Origin of the sequence: Plantibacter sp. VKM Ac-2876 (assembly GCF_015350715.1) — a bacterium.
Classification (GTDB): domain Bacteria; phylum Actinomycetota; class Actinomycetes; order Actinomycetales; family Microbacteriaceae; genus Plantibacter; species Plantibacter auratus.
On record NZ_JADKSI010000004.1, the window covers coordinates 91073 to 109745 of the forward strand.

Sequence of the window (18673 nt, forward strand, 5' to 3'; positions counted from 1 at the left end):
CGGCGTCAGTGCTGCGGGAAGCGCTCCGCCAGCAGTTCGATCGTCCGCTCACGTGCGGGCGCCGAGTTCGACGGTGTGCCCTCGCGTGCCGACCCGACGGGCGACACCATGACCTCGTCGACCCCGAAGCGGTCGGCGAGACCCTGCAGCTCCGCCGCAGCCTGGTCGGCGTCGCCGATGATCCAGGCAGCGCGCATCTGCTCGACGAAGCCGAGCTCGAGATCGCTCTGCTCGGTCGCGGCGGCCTCTTCGACGGTCGCGATGGGTCCGAGCGGCTTGCCGGAACGCAGTCTCGCCATCTGCTGCAGGTTGGGCAGCGCCAACGCCTCCGCTTCGGCGGCCGTGTCGGCGACCACGGCGTTCGCGGTCAGGAAGGTGCGAGGCGCGTCGAGGTGAGCTGACGGCTGGAAACTCGACCGGTAGAGCTCGAGAGCCCGAGCCGTCCCCTGACCGGAGAAGTGGTGCGCGAAGACGTAGGGCAGCCCGAGTGCTGCGGCGAGCGCCGCCGAGTAGTCGCTCGATCCGAGCAACCACACGTCCGGCATGCTGCGGGCCTTCGGCGTTCCCCGCAGGGCGTACTCCTCGCCGGAGGTCATCCGCACGCTCGCGCCGTCGACGCCGAGGAGGGCGACGATGTCCTGCACGTTGTTCGGGAACCGGTCGACGTCGCTCGTGTTGCCCGACTGGCGGAGCACGGCGGAGATGACCGGGTCGCTGCCCGGTGCCCGGCCGAGGCCGAGATCGATGCGCCCGGGCGCGGAGGCCTCGAGGAGCGCGAACTGCTCGGCGACGACGAGTGGTGCGTGGTTCGGGAGCATCACGCCGCCGGAGCCGACGCGGATCCGCTGCGTGGCGGCGGCCAGGATGCCGATGACGACCGCGGGGTTCGTCGATGCGACGGACGGCATGTTGTGGTGCTCGGCCACCCAATACCGGTGATACCCCAGCTCGTCGGCGCGCTTCGCCAGGGCGATCGTCGCTGCGAGGGCAGCCGCGGTGTCCTGATCGGTGCGGACGGGGATGAGATCCAGTATCGAGAGTCGCATGGTCACCTTTCGTCGCGCTGCCGAACGGCGACAGACGCATCAGGGTGCAGCGCTCGGACGGCCTGACATATTCCGCCTCGGTCACGGCGGTGGATTCCCAGGACGATCTAAGCCGGATGCCACACCTGACGCGTACGCTGGACGCCTGCGACCGTGAAGGAGCACAGCATGGGATTCCTCGATCGACTGCTCGGACGCCCCGAGTCCGACGGACCTGTCCAGGCGACGGGCGGCGGGAGCCCGGCCGCGGCCTCCGCGCGGACGGAGGACGAGATCGCCGTCGAGCGCTACCGGTACCTCCTGCGGACCGCGCCGCCGGAGACCATCGAACAGGTCCACGAAGAGGCCTTCTCGAAGCTCACCCCCGAGCAGCGGGGCATCCTGTACCGACAGTTGTCGGAGGACTCCCCGACCGGTGAGGCACCGGCAGACGACTCCCCCAAGGCCCTCGCTCGTTCGGCCACCCGGGCCGAAGTGCGGCAGCCCGGGACCCTCGAGCGGAACCTCGGTCCGCAGGGCGGCGGGATGGGCTTCGGGGGGATGCTGGCCAGCTCGATGCTCGGCACCATCGCCGGTGTCGTGGTCGGTTCGGCCATCGCGCAGGCGTTCATTCCGGACACCGTCGGAACCGATGCCGCAGCCGATGCCGGCGCCGATCAGGGTGGTGCCGAGGCAGGGGCCGGAGACGGCGCGGCGACCGACACCTCCGCCGACGGCGGTGGCTGGGGTGACGGTGGATTCGGCGACTTCGGAGGCGGCGGCGACTTCGGTGGCGGCGGCGACTTCGGGTTCTGAGCCCTGCCGACGCCCGGGCGCGGCGCCACGCGTCCGTCAGCGCCGCTGACCACCCGCGGTTCGCGCCGGAGCGGCCGTCCGGAGCTCCACGGCCCGCTGGGCGAGCAACTCGATGACCGCTTCGATCCGTGCATCCCGGTGCGCGTCGTCGGATCGCTCCACCCACGTCGCGAGTTCCCGCTGTGCGGTGTTCGGCAGGCCGCGGAAGAACGACAATCGACCGGCGTCGTCGATCGCCTCCTCGAGGTCCGGCCGCAGCCGCACCACCGTGCCGGTCGCCGAGAGCGGCGCAGCTCCCACATCAGCGTGTCTGCCCATGCGGCAACGGTAGTGGGTCGGGCGGCAACCGTCGAGCAGCTCGGTCCTGACCGACCTCGGCCGGGTCTTCGGGCCGTCAGGAACTTAGGCGAGTTCCCACGAGGCGACGCCACCGCCGACGACGACGAACACCGGATGCGGCTGCGGTCGCCAGACCTTCGCCCATCGCGACGCGACGTCCGGGCTGCGTCCGAGCAGGTGCCGCCGCAGGTTGCCCCATTCGTAGTCGAGCTGGCCGTCGGTCACGACGAGAGGGTCCCGGAGGACGCCCGAGGCGACGACCCGCGCACGGTCGAAGACGATGTCGCGCTCCTGCGCCTCGTCGGCGACACCGTTGAGATAGGCCGCGATCGCCTCCAACGGTTCGTCGGCCTCGAGGAAGCGCTGGAGCTGCGGGTGTGCACGGAGGCTCGATCCTGGCTCCTGCAGGACCCGCTGGGCGATCAGCCCTTCACGCCAGGACGACGTCAGCGCCTGGGCGTCGAAGTACCGGGGATGGATCGACCAGAGACGCATGTCTCCATCCTGCCCGAGGGCGCTGACAACCGACTCCGGGCAGCCCCTGCCCCTCGCCGCAGCGCATGACCCTCGCCGCGGAGCCCTGCCGCGACGCGCGTAGGCTGAGGTGCATGTCTGAGCGCACCCCATCCCGTCACCCGATGCCCCGGTGAGCGCTGCACCCGGATCCGGGCGGCGCGGGCTCCTCGTCGATCTGAGTCCGCTCCGGGAGAGTCCCGCCTTCGCCCGCCTGTGGATCGGCGGGGCGATCACCGGGATCGGCGGCCAGATGACCATCGTCGCCGTCGGCCTCCAGGTCTACGACCTCACCGCGTCGACGTTCGCGGTCTCGCTCGTGGGGGTCATCGCCCTCATCCCGATGATCTGCTTCGGGCTCTACGGGGGCATGCTCGCGGACGCGTTCGACCGACGCACGGTCGCCCTGACGGCCGCCGTGGTCACGTGGGTGTCCACGGCGATCATCGCGGTGCTCGCCTGGAGCGGCTCGGAGGTGGTCTGGCCGCTGTACCTCCTCACGACGATCAACGCCGTGTCGACGACCATCGTCGGGACGACGCGACAGGCGATCCTCCCCCGGCTGCTGCCGGCCCGCCTCCTACCGTCCGCCGCGGCGTTGTCCGGCATCGCCGCGGGGGTCATGGTGACGGTCGGACCAGCACTCGCCGGCGTCCTCGTGGCCGGCGTCGGATTCCGCTGGACCTACACGATCGACGTCGTGCTGTTCGTCGCCGCCTTCCTCGGGATCGCGTCGCTGCCGAAGATCCTGCCCGAAGGCGGCGTCAGTCGACTTCCGGGCCTCGCGAGCCTGGTCGACGGCTGGACCTTCCTCCGGACGGCCCCCAACGTCCGGATGACGTTCATCGTCGACATCGTCGCGATGACGTTCGGCAACCCACGGGTGCTCTACCCCGCCGTCGGCACCCTGTTGCTCGGCGGCGGCGCGATCACCGTCGGGGTCCTGACCGCGGCCGGCGCGGTCGGCACCCTCCTGTCGAGCCTCGTCTCCGGACGACTCGGCCGGATCGACCGTCAGGGCCGCGCCATCGAGCGGGCCATCATCGTCTACGGGCTCGCCATCGCCTGCTTCGGCGCGGTCCTCGCGTGGGTCACGTTCTCCGGAACGGCGACGCACGATGCCGCCCACGCGAACCTGCCCGCCATCGTGATCGCGGCGATCGCACTCGCCGTCGCCGGAGCGGCCGACAACATCAGCTCGATCTTCCGGATGACGATCCTCCAGGCGGCCGTGCCCGATGCCGTCCGGGGCCGGTTGCAGGGCGTCTTCACCGTCGTCGTGACCGGCGGACCCCGCGTCGGCGACCTCTACATCGGCCTCGCGGCCTCGGCCTTCGCTCTCTGGGTACCGGCGCTCGCCGGCGGACTCCTGGTCGTCGTGCTCGTCTGGACGCTCGTCCGCGCCCAAGGGGCCTTCCGACGCTACGACGCCCGGACGCCGACGCCGTAGCGTCTAGGCGGGAGCCGTGGCGATCGAGAAGACGTCGCGACCGCTGAGCGAGGCTCGGCCGGGCAGTCCCTCGAGTTCGAGCACCAGCCCGAGCCCTGCCACCTCGTACCCGGCGCGCTCGATGAGGTTGACCGCCGCACCGCAGCTGCCGCCCGTCGCGAGCACGTCGTCGAGGATGAGCACGCGCGTCCCGGCCGGTAGCTGCTCGGTGCGCAGTTCCAGGGCGGCGGCGCCGTACTCGAGTCCGTAGTCCTCGCGGAGCACCTCACCCGGCAACTTGCCCGCCTTGCGGATGGGGACCAGTCGCGTGTGGGTCGCGTACGCGACCGCCGCGGCGAGCAGGAACCCGCGGGCTTCGACACCGGCGACTGCGTCGAAGCGGCCCTCGAAGCGCGCTGCCAGCTCGTCGATGATCGCGCGGAAGGCGTCGGCGTCGGCGAAGACCGGGGTGAGGTCGCGGAACAGGATGCCGGGCGTCGGGAAGTCCGGAATGGTCGCCGTCAGGCGGTCGACGTACTGGGTTGCGGTGGTCATGTGATCCTCGTTCGGTCTGGGAGACATGCGACACCCCTCGCCTCCGCGACGCGTCGGTCGAGAGAGACGAGGGGTGACCTGCGGATGGTTACTTGACGCCCAAGAGGTCGATCACGAAGACGAGCGTCTGGCCGGAGAGCTGGTGGCCACTGCCGGCCGGGCCGTAGGCGAGCTCCGGCGGGACCGTGAGCTTGCGACGACCGCCGACCTTCATACCGGGGATGCCGTGCTGCCAGCCCTGGATGAGGTTGCGCAACGGGAAGTTGATGGACTGCCCGCGGCTCCAGGAGGAGTCGAACTCCTCGCCGGAGTCGTAGCCGACGCCGAGGTAGTGGACGTCGACGGTCGAGGAGGCCTGGGCCTCGTCGCCCTCGCCGAGGAAGATGTCCTCGATGACGAGTTCGGTGGGGGCCGGGCCCGTGGGGGCGTCGACCTCGGGCTTGGTGCGTGCTGAATCGGTCATGACTCCATCCAAGCAGTTCCGCCTGATCGGTTCACGCGGATTTCGCTGAGCGCGTGACGCCCGGTCCGACGCCGGGTGGGGTGGTCGCGGCGCTGCGCCCGGTACTTGGGGGTTGCGGGCCGTGGCACCCGGGTGCATGCTGGAGGGACAGATCAACTCATCGCCCGGGCGACTCGCAGGCATTGCCGCAGCACCGGGCGATGAGTCTGTCCGGGGCCGTCGCCCGGGGATCCGTCTCGCCTCGCGTTCCGTCGTGTCCGGGCACCCGCAGCTCGGACCGGTATGTCCACAACGCCCGCGCCCGAAGCGCCTGCGATACCGTAGACGGGTGAAGTTCGCCCATTTCGTCGCCACAGACCACCAGCCGAGTACCCCCGCAGAGCCGCGGGTCCGACTCGCCGTCATCAGCGACACCGGGGCGGTGTTCCTCGACGAGATCCTCGAGGACGCCCCGCGCGACCTCCAGGAGCTCATCGAACGCGGCCCGGCCGAGCTGGACCGCGTGCGGAGCTTCGTCGAGACGTCGCTCGCCCACGGTGTCAGCGGAGAACCCCTCGACGGGCTCGTGCACGCGTCCGCGGTCCTCCGTCCGCCGACGATCCTCGCGGTCGGGCTCAACTACTCGGCGCACTCGCAGGAGCTCAACCTCAAGACCGACAACGCCCCCACCATCTTCGGCCTGTGGGCGAACTCGCTCACCGGGCACGAGGGCACCACGAGCTGGCCCGCGGCGATCAGCGAGCAGGTGGACTACGAGGCGGAGCTCGGTGTCGTCATCGGCCGGGCCGCTCGCGACGTCGATGCGGCCGATGCGCTCGGGTACGTGTTCGGGTACACCGTCGTCAACGACATCACCGCCCGCAACATCCAGTACTCCGAGGCGCAGTGGTCGCGCTGCAAGTCCTTCGACGGGTTCACCCCGACCGGCCCGGTCGTCGTGACCGCGGACGAGATCCCCGACCCGCAGGACCTCCACATCTCGACCGTCCTCGACGGCGTGACGCTCCAGGACTCCTCGACCAGTCACATGGTCCGCAGCGTCGCGACGCTCATCGAACATTTGTCGGGCTCCGCGACCCTCCTGCCCGGAACGCTCATCTCGACGGGCAGCCCGGGCGGCGCGGGATACTCGCGCGACCCGCAGGTCTTCCTGACCGACGGCGCGACGGTCACCGTGTCCGTCGAAGGCGTCGGATCGCTCACGACGCACTGCACGGTCACCGCCGGGTAGCCAATCTCTCACGGCAGACGACGAAGCCGTCCGGACCCTGGTCCGGACGGCTTCGTCGTGTACAGCCGCGTCGGTCAGCGACTCGGGTCGGAGTCCGCGCCCGGGATCGGCAGGTCGATGATCGGGATGGCCGAGGTGATGGCCTCGATCCCTGAGAGCCGCGCGGGCGAGAGCTGCTTCGTCACCTCGTCGCGCGTCATGAGGTTCGCCTCGACCACGAGGTCCGCGACGTTGCGGCCCGTGAGCAGCGCGGTCTTCGCGAGCGCCGCAGCCGACTGGTACCCGATGAACGGGGTCAGCGCGGTGATGACGCCGACGGACGCGCCGACCATCACCTCGAGCCGTTCCTCGTTCGCCGTGATGCCGTCGATGCAGTTCACCCGCAGCGTCTTGCACGCCTGTGCCATCCAGACGATGCTCTGCAGCAGCGAGTGGGCGATGACCGGTTCGAAGGCGTTGAGCTGCAACTGCCCGGCCTCGGCCGCCATCGTGACCGTCATGTCGGTGCCGACGACACTGAACGCCACCTGGTTCACGACCTCCGGGATGACCGGGTTGACCTTGCCCGGCATGATGCTCGATCCGGCCTGTCGGGGCGGCAGGTTGATCTCGCCGAGGCCCGCCTGCGGACCGCTCGACAGCAGACGCAGGTCGTTGCAGATCTTGGAGAGCTTGATGGCGCTCCGCTTCAGGGTGCCGCTGAAGGACATGAACCCGCCGGCGTCGCTCGTCGACTCGATGAGGTCGGGTGCCGTGGTGAGCGCGAGGCCCGTGATCTGGTTGAGGTGACGGACGACGGCTTCCGCGTAGCGCGGGTCGGCGGTGATCCCTGTCCCGATCGCGGTTGCACCGAGGTTGACCTCGGCGAGCAGCCAGAGGGTCTCGTGGAGGCGGTCGTAGTCCTCGTTCAGCGTCGTGGCGAAGCCGTGGAACTCCTGCCCGAGGGTCATCGGGACGGCGTCCTGGAGCTGCGTGCGCCCGACCTTGAGGACGTGGGAGAACTCGACGGACTTCGCGCTGCACGAGTCGCGCAGCAGGCCGAGCTCCGTCAGGAGGAACTGCAGCGAGAACGCGAGCGCGATCTTGATCGACGTCGGGTAGACGTCGTTGGTGGACTGCGACCGGTTGGTGTCGTCGAGCGGGTGCAGGAACTGGTACTCGCCCTTGGCATGACCGGCGAGCTCGAGCGCGATGTTCGTGATCACCTCGTTCGCGTTCATGTTCGTCGACGTGCCCGCGCCGCCCTGGATCACGCCCACGATGAACTCCTCGTGGAAGTCACCGTCGATGATGATCTGGCACGCGCGGTCGATGAGGTTCGCCTTCGCCGGGTCGAGCACCCCGATCTCGGCGTTCGCGCGGGCGGCGGCCTGCTTGACGCTCGCGATGGCGACGACGAGGTCGGGGTAGACGGAGATCGGACGCTTCGTGATGGGGAAGTTCTCGAGTGCGCGTGCCGTGTGGATGCCCCAGTACGCGTCGGCCGGGATCTCCATCGAACCGAGTGAATCCGACTCCGTCCGGGTCTCGTCGCTGTTCGTCCTGTCCGCCATGTCGTCGTCTGCTCCAAGGGTGGTGGGGGTGCTGCTGGTGGTGGTGCTGATCGTCACTCGTGGCTCCGTTGCCTGGTGGGTGGATGTCCCTTCCAGCGTAGCCGGGTGCGATCCCCGATGCCTCTGCGGTGTCTTGGACCCGAGACGGTTCCGTGCCTGAGGTTCAGCGCCGGTGGGTCACCGCTTGCGCGAGAACGCCTCCAGCCGCTCGGCCGGGCTCAGGGCGGCCATGCGGTCGATGAACGCCGCGCTGAAGGTGTCGGCGGTGGTGTAGTCACCGAGCGGGACCGTGGAGTGGGTGATGCGGTCGTCGTAGACGTGCACCAGGTTGAAGGACTGACCACCGAACATCCCGTTCACCTCCACGGACGGGAGCGAGAGGTTCATCGAGTAACAGCTCGCGCTGGCGACCTGGACGGGGATGCCGGCGAAGGTGCTCGAAGTGGAATAGTGCAGATGGCCGCCCAGGATGGCCCGGACGTCGCTCCCGCGCAGCACGGCCTCGAGCCGGTGCTGGTCGCGGAGCTCGAGGATGTCGAAGAACGGGATGCTCGACGGCACCGGCGGGTGGTGCATGGCGAGGATGCTGCCGAGCGGCGCCGGCGTTGACAGCACCGTCTGCAGCCACTCCAGCTGGCTGTCCTCGAGCTCACCGTGGTGCCACCCCGGGACGGTCGAGTCGAGGCCGATGACCCGCAAGCCGCCGAAGTCCCAGACGGCGTCGAGCGGCTGCTCCCCCGCCGGGAGGTCGAGCAGCTCCGTCCGCATGACCGACCGTTCGTCGTGGTTGCCCATGAGCCAGACGATGGTGGTGCCGAGTCGCTCGGCGACGGGCTCGACCCGCTCCCGGAGCCGACGGTACGCGTCGGCCTCTCCGAGGTCCGCGAGGTCGCCCGTGAACACCATCGCGTCGGGCCGGAGCTGCATGCGCTCGATCTGACGGAGGGCCTGTTCCAGGTTGGCCTGCACGTCGACCGCGTCGTAGAGGCGTCGGCCGTCGGCCAGGAGGTGCGGGTCGCTCAGATGGACGATGACCCTGTCGGGAGCCGGGTACTGACCGAAACGGACGTCGGAAGTCATGGTCCGAGTCTAGGAGCCACCGCCGACGTGCTCCGCCGCGGTCGACCACCCGAGGGCGGTCGACCGCGGACGGTCAGGACGCGACGCCGAGGAGCTGCTCGATGGGTCCGCGGGCGAAGAAGACGAGGAACCCGGCTGCGACGACCCACAGCAGCGGGCTGATCTCGCGCGCCTTCCCGGACAGGGAGCGGAGCACGACCCAGGCGATGAAGCCGGCGCCGATGCCGTTGGCGATCGAGTAGGTCAGCGGCATGACGACGACCGTCAGGAACACCGGGAGCGCGACCGAGAACTCGGTCCAGACGATGTCCTTGATCTGCGACATCATGAGCGTCCCGACGATGACGAGCGCGGCGGCGGCGACCTCGGAGGGCACGATCTGCGTGAGCGGCGTGAAGAACATGGCGAGCAGGAACAGCGCACCGGTCACGAGGTTCGCGAGGCCGGTCCGTGCCCCTTCGCCGATGCCCGCACCGGATTCGATGAAGACGGTCGACGACGAGGACGAGGTCGCGCCACCGGCGACCGCACCGACACCCTCGACGATGAGCGCCGAGCGGAGTCGCGGGAAGTCGCCCTTGGCGTCCGCCACACCGGCCTCCTTCGAGAGCCCGGTCATCGTGCCCATGGCGTCGAAGAAGTTCGTGAACACGAGGGTGAAGACGAGCATGAGCGCTGCGAGGACGCCGATGCGCTCGAAGCCGCCGAAGCTCACCTGGCCGAGCAGGCTGAGGTCGGGCACCCCGACGACCTGGGTGGGCAGGGTCGGGACGCTGAGGTTCCAGCCACCGGGGTTCTCGCCACCGTTGGAGGCGCCGACCTTGAAGACGGCCTCGGCGATGATGGCGATGATCGTGGAGGCGACGATGCCGATGAGCAGGGCACCCTTGATCTTGCGCGCGACGAGCACGCCCGTGAGCAGCAGGGAGATGACGAACACGGCGGTCGGCACGGTGGCGACCGAGCCCTCGATCCCGAGGCCGACGGGCGGCGAACCGGCGCCCGTCGAGCGGACGAAGCCGGCGTCGACGAAGCCGATGAACGCGATGAAGAGGCCGATGCCGACCGTGATCGCGATCTTCAACTGGATGGGCACCGCGTTGAAGATCATGGCGCGGAGTCCGGTCGCCGCGAGCAGGACGATGATCAGCCCGTTGATGACGACGAGGCCCATCGCCTCGGCCCAGGTGACCTGACCGACGACGCTGACCGCGAGGAACGAGTTGATGCCGAGGCCGGCCGCGAAGGCGAACGGCAGCCGCGCCACGAGACCGAAGAGGATCGTCATGACGCCGGCGGTCAGGGCGGTCACGGCGGCGACCTGGGCGAAGCCGAGCTCGCCACCCGTGACGTCGGCCGAGCCGCTCAGGATGATCGGGTTGAGGATGACGATGTAGGCCATCGCGACGAAGGTCACGAGGCCGCCGCGCACCTCGCCTCCGACGGTCGAACCGCGCTTGCTGATCTCGAAGAAACCGTCGAGACGCTCTCGGAACGAGCGCGGAGCGGTGGGCGTCGTGGTCACTGGACCTCCTGGGTCTGCATCGAAGCAACCAGCGTACCGGCACGGCGGACCGCCCCGCGACGACCGGGATGCGAGGGTGCCGCTACGATCGGCTGGACCCCTTACCCAGCACCCTCCTCACGGAATCGAGCTCACATGGCGCTGCCCTGGACTCTGCACGGCGACGGCAAGCACGTCCCGACCCACGCGATCGTCGGCCCCGGAGAACGGCTCACCTGGCCGCGCACCATCGGCCTCGGCATGCAGCACGTCGTCGCGATGTTCGGCGCCACGTTCCTCGTCCCCGTGCTGACCGGGTTCCCGCCCACCACGACGCTGTTCTTCTCGGGTGTGGGCACCATCCTGTTCCTCGTCATCACCAAGAACCGCGTGCCGAGCTACCTCGGCTCGTCGTTCGCCTTCATCGCCCCCATCTCCGCCGCGGTCGCGAGCCAGGGCATGGGCAGCGCCCTCTTCGGCATCCTCGCGGTGGGCCTCCTCCTGGCGCTCGTCGGCGTCATCGTGCAGGTCACGGGCACCGGGTGGATCGATGCGCTCATGCCGCCGGTCGTCGCCGGTGCCATCGTCGCGCTCATCGGGTTCAACCTCGCCCCCGCCGCGAAGAACAACTTCGTGGCGGCTCCGATCACCGCCCTCGTCACGCTCGCGGCCGTCATCCTGTCGACCGTCGTCTTCCGCGGGATCCTCGGCCGACTGTCGATCGTCATCGGTGTCGTGGTCGGGTACATCGTCGCGGCGATCCGTCAGGAGATCGACTTCTCGAAGATCGCGGACGCCGCGTGGGTCGGCCTCCCCGAGTTCCACCTCGCGGACAACCCGATCTCGAACCCGGCGGTCTGGGCGGTCCTCCCGGCGTTCCTGCCCGTCGTGCTCGTCCTCATCGCCGAGAACGTCGGCCACATCCGGGGCGTCGCGCAGATGACCGACGCCTCCGTGAACAAGCAGACCGGTCGCGCGCTCCTGTCCGACGGTCTGGCGACGATGCTGGCCGGCTTCGGCGGCGGTTCGGGCACGACGACCTACGGCGAGAACATCGGCGTCATGGCGGCGACTCGGGTCTACTCCACCGCGGCCTACTGGGTCGCCGGCCTGTTCGCGGTCCTCCTCGGCCTCTCACCCAAGGTCGGTGCGGTCATCAACACCATCCCGGCGGGCGTCCTCGGCGGCGTCACGACGGCCCTGTACGGACTCATCGGGATCATCGGCGTGAAGATCTGGCTCGACAACAAGGTCGACTTCTCGAAGCCCGTCAACCAGTTCACCGCCGCGACGGCGCTCATCATCGGCATCGCGGACTTCACCTGGGTGGCGGGTGGCGACGTCAGCTTCAACGGGATCGCGCTCGGCACGATCGCCGCGATCGTCATCTACCACGTCATGACGACCATCGGCCGCTGGCGGAAGACCGCCTGACCCCTCCGGTGCGGGTGCGTCAGCGCGGTGCGCTGGCGTCAGCGCGGGTCACACACGTGAGCGCGGGTCTCTGGAGCCCCGCGCTCACGTGTGTGACCCGCGGCCATGCCGGGTAGGTGCGGTTCGCGTCAGCGCGGTGCGCTGGCGAACCCCAGGGGTCAGCCCTGGTGGAAGAACGGCACGATCAGGTAGATGCCGAACAGGACCGCCGCCGCACACAGGGCGAAGCAGGCGTAGGCGCCGGCGCGGGCCAGGTTCTGCTGCGCGGGGGTCAACGGGTTCTTCCGGGCGGCCTTCGCGGCCCGCTTGGCCGCCTTCGCGGCCTCCTCCGGCGTGATGACCGTGATCGCGTCGGTGAACTCGGCCGGCGCCACCACGGGCACGCGCCCGGCGGTGGTCAGGAGCCGGAGCCCGAGGGAGTAGAGACTGACGATCGCGGTCGCACCGATGAGCGACGTCGCGAAGACGATCAGGAATGCTGCCCAGTCGATCACTTCTTCACCTTCTTGGGCTTGGGGTTGCGCTTGATCTTCACCGCACGACCGGAGTCGGCGACCTCACTGACGACGTTGCTGTGGTCGACCTGGTTCCGGCGCGAGATGAGGAAGATGGTGAGGATGACCCCGACCCCCACCACGGCGTCGATGATGATGCCGACAAGACCGAGGTGGGCGACGGCGGCGGCGAGTGCCCCGACGATGCCGGCCGCAGGCAGGGTCATCAACCAGCCGAGGGCGATCCGCCCGGCGGTCCCCCAGCGGACCTTCGATCCGCGCCGCCCGAGACCCGAGCCGATGACGGATCCGGAGGCGACCTGCGTGGTGGAGAGGGCGAAGCCGAGGTGGCTCGACGCGAGGATCGTGGCGGCGGTGCTCGTCTCGGCCGCGAAACCCTGTGCCGGCTTGACGTCGGTGAGCCCCGTGCCGATGGTCTTGATGATCCGCCAGCCGCCCATGTAGGTGCCGAGGGCGATGGCGAGGGCGCAGACGACGATGACCCAGAGCTCGGGGCCGGTACCGACCGCCTGCACACCGACCGCGATGAAGGTGAGCGTGATGACACCCATGGTCTTCTGTGCGTCGTTCGTGCCGTGCGCGAGGGCGACGAGGGACGAGGAGAAGATCTGCGCGTACCGGAACCCGTCGCGACCGTCGGGCTTGCCGTCGTAGCGGCGCGTGATCCGGTAGGCGAGCTTCGTCGCCGAGTAGGCGACCAGACCCGCCGTGACGGGGGCGATCAACGCCGGGAGGATGACCTTGGAGAGGACGACACCGAAGTCGATCGAGCCGAAGCCGGCGCCGACGATCGCCGCGCCGATGAGCCCGCCGAACAGCGCGTGGCTGGACGACGACGGCAGACCGAGGAGCCAGGTCAGCATGTTCCAGACGATCGCGCCGATGAGCCCGGCGAAGATCAGCTCCGGTCCGATCCGGATGCCGCCCTCGCCCTCTCGGATGAGCCCGCCCGAGATGGTCTTCGCGACCTCCGTGGACAGGAACGCACCGACGAGGTTGAGGATCGCGGCGAGCAGCACGGCGGTCTTCGGTTTGAGGGCGCCCGTGGCGATCGGGGTCGCCATGGCGTTCGCCGTGTCGTGGAACCCGTTCGTGAAGTCGAAGAACAGTGCCAGTGCGATGACCAGCACGACAGTCAGGGTAACGAGTTCCACTGGTGTCTTTCTCGAGGCGGAGCGAATACGGACACAGTGCTCCCCGACGAGATGTTTGGGGGGAATTCACGTGCTGGATACGGGCGGTTCACCCGCCGTACACGATCCTTACACCCTGCCCGGTCGAGGTCAACTCGACGCCGATCAGCGCCCGCCGCCGCCTCCGCCGCCTCCGCCGCCGCCCGCGAAGCCGCCGCCCGTCGAGCCGCCGGACGAGCTCGCTCCCCCACTGGTCGACCAGGACGCCGACGTACTCGACGCCGATCCGGAGAAGCCGGAGAACGCGTTCGCGAACATCGCCGCCTGGAACGGGGTGTTCGAGGCGTACCACGACGGCGCGCTCCCGGCCTGCTCGTAACGGATGCCGAGTTCCTTCGCCCACTCGCGCTCCACGCCCCAGAGCACGGCGAAGGGCAGGAGCCGTTCGGTGACCCGGACGAGCTGGCCGGGGTCGCCGAGGTCCACCCGTTCGGCACCGTCGGGGCTCTGCAACATGCGGAAGCGGTCCTGCTCCGCCAGCGCGAGGTAGTCGCGGAGGCCGAGCAACTCGTCCCGCGCATCGGCACCGGTGGCGGTGAGCGGTTTCGGCGCGATGGCCAACACGATCCCGGCGAGCAGCGCGATCCCGGTCACGAAGAGCGCGGCGACCGACCAGCCGTTTTCCGCTCGCTGGGAGTAGGCGACCCCGAAGAAGACGATCCCGGCGACGCCCAGGACGGCGAGCGCCCCCACGATGATCCACGCCCGCCCGGAGGAGACCGAGCGTCGCAGGCCGAGGTCGATGGCGGTCCGCTTGGCGGCCGCGAGTTCCGCGGTGACCGCCTTGCCGAGCGTCGGGTCGACCTGCTTCATCTCCCGCGGTCGGTTCCGGTCGGGGAAGAGCGCGGCGAGCACGCGCCGCTCCTGCTCATCCGTCGCGCTGTCGTCGAGGTACTGCAGGGAGTAGTCCTTCTTGCCCGGTCCGTCCACGATCCGGAGCTTGCCGCGGACGGCGAGGCTGACGATTTCGGCGGCCATCGACGAGGCGGCGCGACCGGCGAGATCGCCCGCCAGCAGGAGGTTCATCTGCTTCGGGGCGGAGTACTGCGGCACGATGACGCCACGACCGGGGTGGTCCCGCCAGAAGCGCAGTCGGATCCACAGGAGTGCTCCGAGCCCCGCGGCCGACAGCGCGCCGAGGACGATCGGGACGATGGAGAAGACCGGTGCCTCGCCGGGGCGGGCCGGTTGGACGAACGTGCCCGGTTCGAACCCGATCGCGACCGTCAGCGTCTGGCGGGCCTGCAGCGGGACGGAGGAGGTCGTGAAGACGTCTCCGTCGGCGTCCTCCGCTTGGGCGAGGTCGCACGGCGAGCTGTCGTCGGGATCCCCGCGGTAGCAGGCGCCGTCACCGGTGAGCGCGTCGGCGATGTCGGGCGCGACCCGCACCGTCATGCTGGCGTCGGCGAACGGCTGGTCCCAGCCGGTCCCGGGCGCGTCCCAGTAGAACTCGTCGGACCGTGTGTCGCGATAGGCGCCGACGACGCCGCGCTGCGTGTAGGTGATGACGTAGCTCTGCGTGCCGCGCACGTAGTCGTCGCTGCCGAGCGACAACTCGAGGAAGTCACCGTCGCGGTCGGTCTCCCACTCCACGGGCGCACCGTCGGCGTCGGTCACCGACACGATCTCGGTGTGCAGCGGTGCCCGGTCGAACTCGTCCGGGATCGCTCGGATGATGCCCTTGTTCTGGTCGGAGTCGGGGAACTCCGCGACGAAGGTCTCGACCGCGCGCAGCTCGGCCTGACCGTCGCCGCCACGGCTCAGGGTGTAGTCGCCGTCGAAGGACGCGAAGGTGAAGTCGGACACGTCGGTCCGAGCGGCGGCGGTGGCGGGCTGGGTGCTCGCCAGGGTCGCGACGAGCGGTGCGCCGACCGCCAGTGCCAGGGCGACGAGGAGCACCCGGGACGAGCGGGAACGGACCGAGGACAGGCGACGACGTCTGGGCTTCACCCGGCCAAGTCTAGGAGGGGTGCCGGCGGGCGCGCTGACGCGCCCGCCGGGACTCACATCTCCTCGTGGGTGTTGGGGTCTCCGTCGAAGAGCCTGCCGTCCGTCCGCCCGAGTGCGGTGATCGCCTGCACCTCGGTGTCGCTGAGTTCGAAGCCGAAGACGTCGATGTTCGTGCGCTGGCGTTCCGGGGACGCGGACTTCGGGATCGGGAGCACGCCACGCTGGTGGTGCCAGCGCAGGACGACCTGCGCCGGTGAGACGTCGTGCGCCGCGGCGGCCGCTGCGACGGGTTCCTCGGCGAACGGCGCCTGTGCCTTGCCGAGCGGGCTCCACGCCTCGGTGACGACACCGTGCTCGCGGTGGAAGGCGAGGAGCTCCTCCTGCGGGAAGTACGGGTGCAGCTCGACCTGGTTGACGGCCGGCAGCACACCCGTCTCGTCGGCGAGGCGGGTCAGGAACTCCTCGGTGAAGTTCGAGACGCCGATGCTGCGAACGAGGCCCTCGCGCTGCAGCTGGATCATGGCCTTCCACGACTCGACGAAGCGGCCGACGGAGGGGTTCGGCCAGTGGATGAGGTACAGGTCGATGTGGTCGAGGCCGAGCGAGGCCAGGGATCCGCGGCACGAGGTGATGGTCTCCTCGAAGCCGTGGTCGCGGCCGGGCAGCTTCGTCGCGACGACGAGTTCGTCGCGGGGGACGTCGGTCTCGCGGACCGCGGCGCCGACGGCGTCCTCGTTGCGGTAGTTCACGGCGGTGTCGATCAGTCGGTAGCCCGCGTCGATGGCGGACAGCGTGGCGTCGGTGCCCTCGCGGCCTCGCAGAGGGTACGTGCCGAAACCGATCGCGGGGACGCTCGAACCGTCGTTGAGCGCGAATGTTGGGATGGTCGTCATCACCCCACGCTAGACCCGGCGGCCCTCGGATGGCTCCGAGCGGGCTGGGAGGGCGCGCCTCGACTAGCGTTGGACCATGGCGAAGCTCTCTGCCCCCCGTGCCCAGACCCGACCGACCGAACGCACCCACCACGGCGACACCGTGGTGGACCCGTACGAGTGGCTCCGCGAGAAGGAGTCACCGGAGGTGATCGCGCACCTGGAGGCGGAGAACGCCTACACCGAGCAGGAGACGGCCCATCTGGCCGGACTGCGCGAGCGCATCTTCCAGGAGATCAAGGGACGCACGCTCGAGACCGACCTCTCGGTCCCGACCCGTTCCGGTGCGTGGTGGTACTACGGCCGCAGTGTCGAAGGCCGCCAGTACGGCATCCAGTGCCGCATCCCGGTCGCCGACCCGGAGGACTGGACGCCGCCGACCCTGCCCGAGGGCGGCGCGGCCCCCGGCGAGCAGATCATCCTCGACGCCAACGTCGAGGCGGAGGGCCACGAGTTCTTCTCCCTCGGCAGCTTCGACGTGTCGGACGACGGCACGCGTCTGCTCTACGGGGTCGACGTCGAAGGCGACGAGCGGTACACCGTCCGTGTCCGGGACCTCGCGAGTGGCGTCGACCTCGACGACGAGCTCCTCGGGACCGCGGGCGGGGCGGAGTTCTCCCCCGACGGCACCGCCATCGTCTACACGACGGTCGACGAGAGCTGGCGCCCCGACACCGTGCACCTGCACCGGGTGGGGACGTCCCAGGACGACAACACGGTCCTCTTCCACGAGCCCGACGAGCGGTTCTGGGTCGGCGCCGGATTCACCCGCAGCCGCGCGCTGCTCCTGATCGAGGCCGGCTCGTCGGTCACGAGCGAGACCCGTCTCGTCCCCGCCGACGCACTGTCCGAGGAGGCGCGGGTCGTCTGGCCGCGGACCGACGGCGTCGAGTACAGCGTCGAACACCGGGTGGCCGACGGCGCAGACCGGTTGCTCATCCTGCACAACCGGGACGCGCCGGACTTCGAGCTCGTCGAGGTGCCGCTCTCGGATCCGCTCGGCACGGCGCGGGTCGTCGTCGCGCACAGCAGCGAGCGTCGGCTCGAGGACGTCGAGGCGTTCGAGGCCGTGACCACCGTCTCCTACCGGCGCGACGGACTCACCCGTATCGGCCTGCTCGACCCGACGAGTGGCGACATCGACGAGATCGCCTTCGACGAACCGCTGTCCACCGTCGGCTGGCACGGCAACGGTGAATGGGCCCAACCGATGCTCCGGTTCGGATACGGGTCCCTCGTGACGCCGTCGACGGTGCTCGAACTCGACGTCCGGTCCGGCGAACGCTTCGTGCGCAAGCAGCAGCCGGTCCTCGGCGACTACGACCCGGCGGACTACGAGCAGTTCCGGGAGTGGGCGACGGCCGTGGACGGGACCCGCGTGCCGATCTCCATCGTGCGCCGGGTCGGTGTCCAGGGGCCCGGGCCGCTCCACCTCTACGGGTACGGCTCGTACGAGGCGAGCATGGACCCGTCCTTCTCGATCGCGAGGCTGTCGATGCTCGACCGCGGCGTGACCTTCGCGATCGCCCATGTACGCGGCGGCGGCGAACTCGGGCGCCACTGGTACGAGGACGGCAAGAAGCTCCACAAGCAGAACAGCTTCAGCGACTTCGTCGACGTGGCCGACCACCTCATCCGCGAGGGCTGGACGACGCCTGCCCGGCTCGTCGCCGAGGGCGGCAGCGCCGGTGGCCTCCTCATGGGCGCCGTGGCGAACCGTGCTCCCGACCGCTTCGCGGGCATCCTCGCCGGCGTCCCCTTCGTCGACGCGCTGACGAGCATCCTCGACCCGTCGCTCCCCCTGACGGTCATCGAATGGGACGAGTGGGGCGATCCGCTCCACGACCCCGAGGTCTACGCGTACATGAAGGCGTACAGCCCCTACGAGAACGTCGACCCGGCGAAGCGCTACCCGCGCATCCTCGCGACGACGAGCCTCAACGACACCCGCGTCCTGTACGTGGAACCCGCGAAGTGGGTGGCCCGCCTGCGGGACGCCGGTGCACCGGCGCTGATGAAGATCGAGATGAGCGCCGGGCACGGCGGGGTGAGCGGCCGCTACAACGCGTGGCGTGAGCGCGCCGAGGAGCTCGCTTGGCTGCTCGACGTGCTCGAACTCACGGACACCGATCCGGCCTGAT

Annotated in this window: 17 protein-coding genes; 5 read left to right on the forward strand and 12 right to left on the reverse strand. The window is 69.7% G+C overall.

Translation table 11 applies throughout. The features are described 5' to 3' along the window. Positions 1-5: 5 nt before the first annotated feature. Positions 6-1046 (reverse strand): LLM class flavin-dependent oxidoreductase, encoded by a 1041-nt coding sequence (locus ITJ62_RS16950; RefSeq protein ID WP_194604701.1) that lies wholly within the window; start codon positions 1044-1046, stop codon positions 6-8. Positions 1047-1214: 168 nt separating this feature from the next. Between ITJ62_RS16950 and ITJ62_RS16955 the strand changes: the two genes are divergently transcribed. Next, on the forward strand, positions 1215-1841 hold the full coding sequence (locus tag ITJ62_RS16955) for a hypothetical protein (protein WP_194604704.1): 627 nt from the start codon (positions 1215-1217) through the stop codon (positions 1839-1841). A 36-nt stretch (positions 1842-1877) separates the two neighbouring features. Here the strand turns inward: ITJ62_RS16955 and ITJ62_RS16960 are convergent, their stop codons facing one another. Beyond that, positions 1878-2159, reverse strand: coding sequence for a YdeI/OmpD-associated family protein (locus tag ITJ62_RS16960; RefSeq protein ID WP_194604707.1), 282 nt, complete (start codon positions 2157-2159; stop codon positions 1878-1880). 84 nt (positions 2160-2243) lie between these two features. Next, on the reverse strand, positions 2244-2675 hold the full coding sequence (locus ITJ62_RS16965) for a pyrimidine dimer DNA glycosylase/endonuclease V (RefSeq protein ID WP_064294478.1): 432 nt from the start codon (positions 2673-2675) through the stop codon (positions 2244-2246). Between the two features lie 151 nt (positions 2676-2826). On the opposite strand from ITJ62_RS16965, the gene ITJ62_RS16970 reads away from it, so the two are divergent. Continuing rightward, the gene (locus tag ITJ62_RS16970) at positions 2827-4143 is read left to right on the forward strand and encodes an MFS transporter (protein ID WP_194604710.1); all 1317 of its coding nucleotides are present in this window, start codon (positions 2827-2829) and stop codon (positions 4141-4143) included. A 3-nt stretch (positions 4144-4146) separates the two neighbouring features. Here the strand turns inward: ITJ62_RS16970 and ITJ62_RS16975 are convergent, their stop codons facing one another. Together ITJ62_RS16975 and ITJ62_RS16980 are read right to left on the reverse strand one after the other, a co-directional pair. After that, positions 4147-4677 carry an adenine phosphoribosyltransferase gene (locus ITJ62_RS16975; protein WP_124769542.1) on the reverse strand — a complete coding sequence of 177 codons (531 nt, stop codon included), beginning with the start codon at positions 4675-4677 and terminating at the stop codon, positions 4147-4149. 88 nt (positions 4678-4765) lie between these two features. Next, a complete protein-coding gene (locus tag ITJ62_RS16980; protein WP_064294480.1) occupies positions 4766-5140 on the reverse strand; it encodes an FKBP-type peptidyl-prolyl cis-trans isomerase in 375 nt (124 codons plus the stop codon). 328 nt (positions 5141-5468) lie between these two features. On the opposite strand from ITJ62_RS16980, the gene ITJ62_RS16985 reads away from it, so the two are divergent. Then, the gene (locus ITJ62_RS16985) at positions 5469-6371 is read left to right on the forward strand and encodes a fumarylacetoacetate hydrolase family protein (RefSeq protein WP_370281973.1); all 903 of its coding nucleotides are present in this window, start codon (positions 5469-5471) and stop codon (positions 6369-6371) included. A gap of 74 nt (positions 6372-6445) precedes the next feature. Here ITJ62_RS16985 and ITJ62_RS16990 read toward each other — a convergent pair whose 3' ends face one another. The 3 genes from ITJ62_RS16990 to ITJ62_RS17000 form a co-directional block, all read right to left on the reverse strand. Continuing rightward, the gene (locus ITJ62_RS16990) at positions 6446-7924 is read right to left on the reverse strand and encodes an aspartate ammonia-lyase (RefSeq protein WP_194605363.1); all 1479 of its coding nucleotides are present in this window, start codon (positions 7922-7924) and stop codon (positions 6446-6448) included. Positions 7925-8101: 177 nt separating this feature from the next. Next, the gene (locus tag ITJ62_RS16995; RefSeq protein ID WP_194604715.1) at positions 8102-9004 is read right to left on the reverse strand and encodes a phosphodiesterase; all 903 of its coding nucleotides are present in this window, start codon (positions 9002-9004) and stop codon (positions 8102-8104) included. A gap of 73 nt (positions 9005-9077) precedes the next feature. Then, positions 9078-10529, reverse strand: a complete 1452-nt coding sequence (locus tag ITJ62_RS17000) for an NCS2 family permease (RefSeq protein WP_137243259.1) — start codon at positions 10527-10529, stop codon at positions 9078-9080. Between the two features lie 135 nt (positions 10530-10664). Between ITJ62_RS17000 and ITJ62_RS17005 the strand changes: the two genes are divergently transcribed. Further along, positions 10665-11942 (forward strand): uracil-xanthine permease family protein, encoded by a 1278-nt coding sequence (locus ITJ62_RS17005; RefSeq protein WP_079707128.1) that lies wholly within the window; start codon positions 10665-10667, stop codon positions 11940-11942. A gap of 158 nt (positions 11943-12100) precedes the next feature. On the opposite strand, the gene ITJ62_RS17010 is transcribed toward ITJ62_RS17005, so the two are convergent. The 4 genes from ITJ62_RS17010 to ITJ62_RS17025 all read right to left on the reverse strand — a co-directional run bounded on the left by ITJ62_RS17010 (position 12101) and on the right by ITJ62_RS17025 (position 16493). Beyond that, entirely contained in the window at positions 12101-12436 is a 336-nt protein-coding gene (locus ITJ62_RS17010) for a peptidase (protein WP_079707129.1), read from the reverse strand. Then, the gene (locus tag ITJ62_RS17015) at positions 12433-13611 is read right to left on the reverse strand and encodes an inorganic phosphate transporter (RefSeq protein ID WP_079707130.1); all 1179 of its coding nucleotides are present in this window, start codon (positions 13609-13611) and stop codon (positions 12433-12435) included. Before ITJ62_RS17015 ends, ITJ62_RS17010 begins: the two co-directional genes overlap by 4 nt. Before the next feature lie 144 nt (positions 13612-13755). Beyond that, positions 13756-15600 carry a DUF2207 domain-containing protein gene (locus ITJ62_RS17020; RefSeq protein WP_194604718.1) on the reverse strand — a complete coding sequence of 615 codons (1845 nt, stop codon included), beginning with the start codon at positions 15598-15600 and terminating at the stop codon, positions 13756-13758. A 53-nt stretch (positions 15601-15653) separates the two neighbouring features. Further along, on the reverse strand, positions 15654-16493 hold the full coding sequence (locus ITJ62_RS17025) for an aldo/keto reductase (protein ID WP_192018577.1): 840 nt from the start codon (positions 16491-16493) through the stop codon (positions 15654-15656). Between the two features lie 76 nt (positions 16494-16569). On the opposite strand from ITJ62_RS17025, the gene ITJ62_RS17030 reads away from it, so the two are divergent. Then, a complete protein-coding gene (locus tag ITJ62_RS17030; protein WP_194604723.1) occupies positions 16570-18672 on the forward strand; it encodes a S9 family peptidase in 2103 nt (700 codons plus the stop codon). Position 18673: the final 1 nt, after the last annotated feature.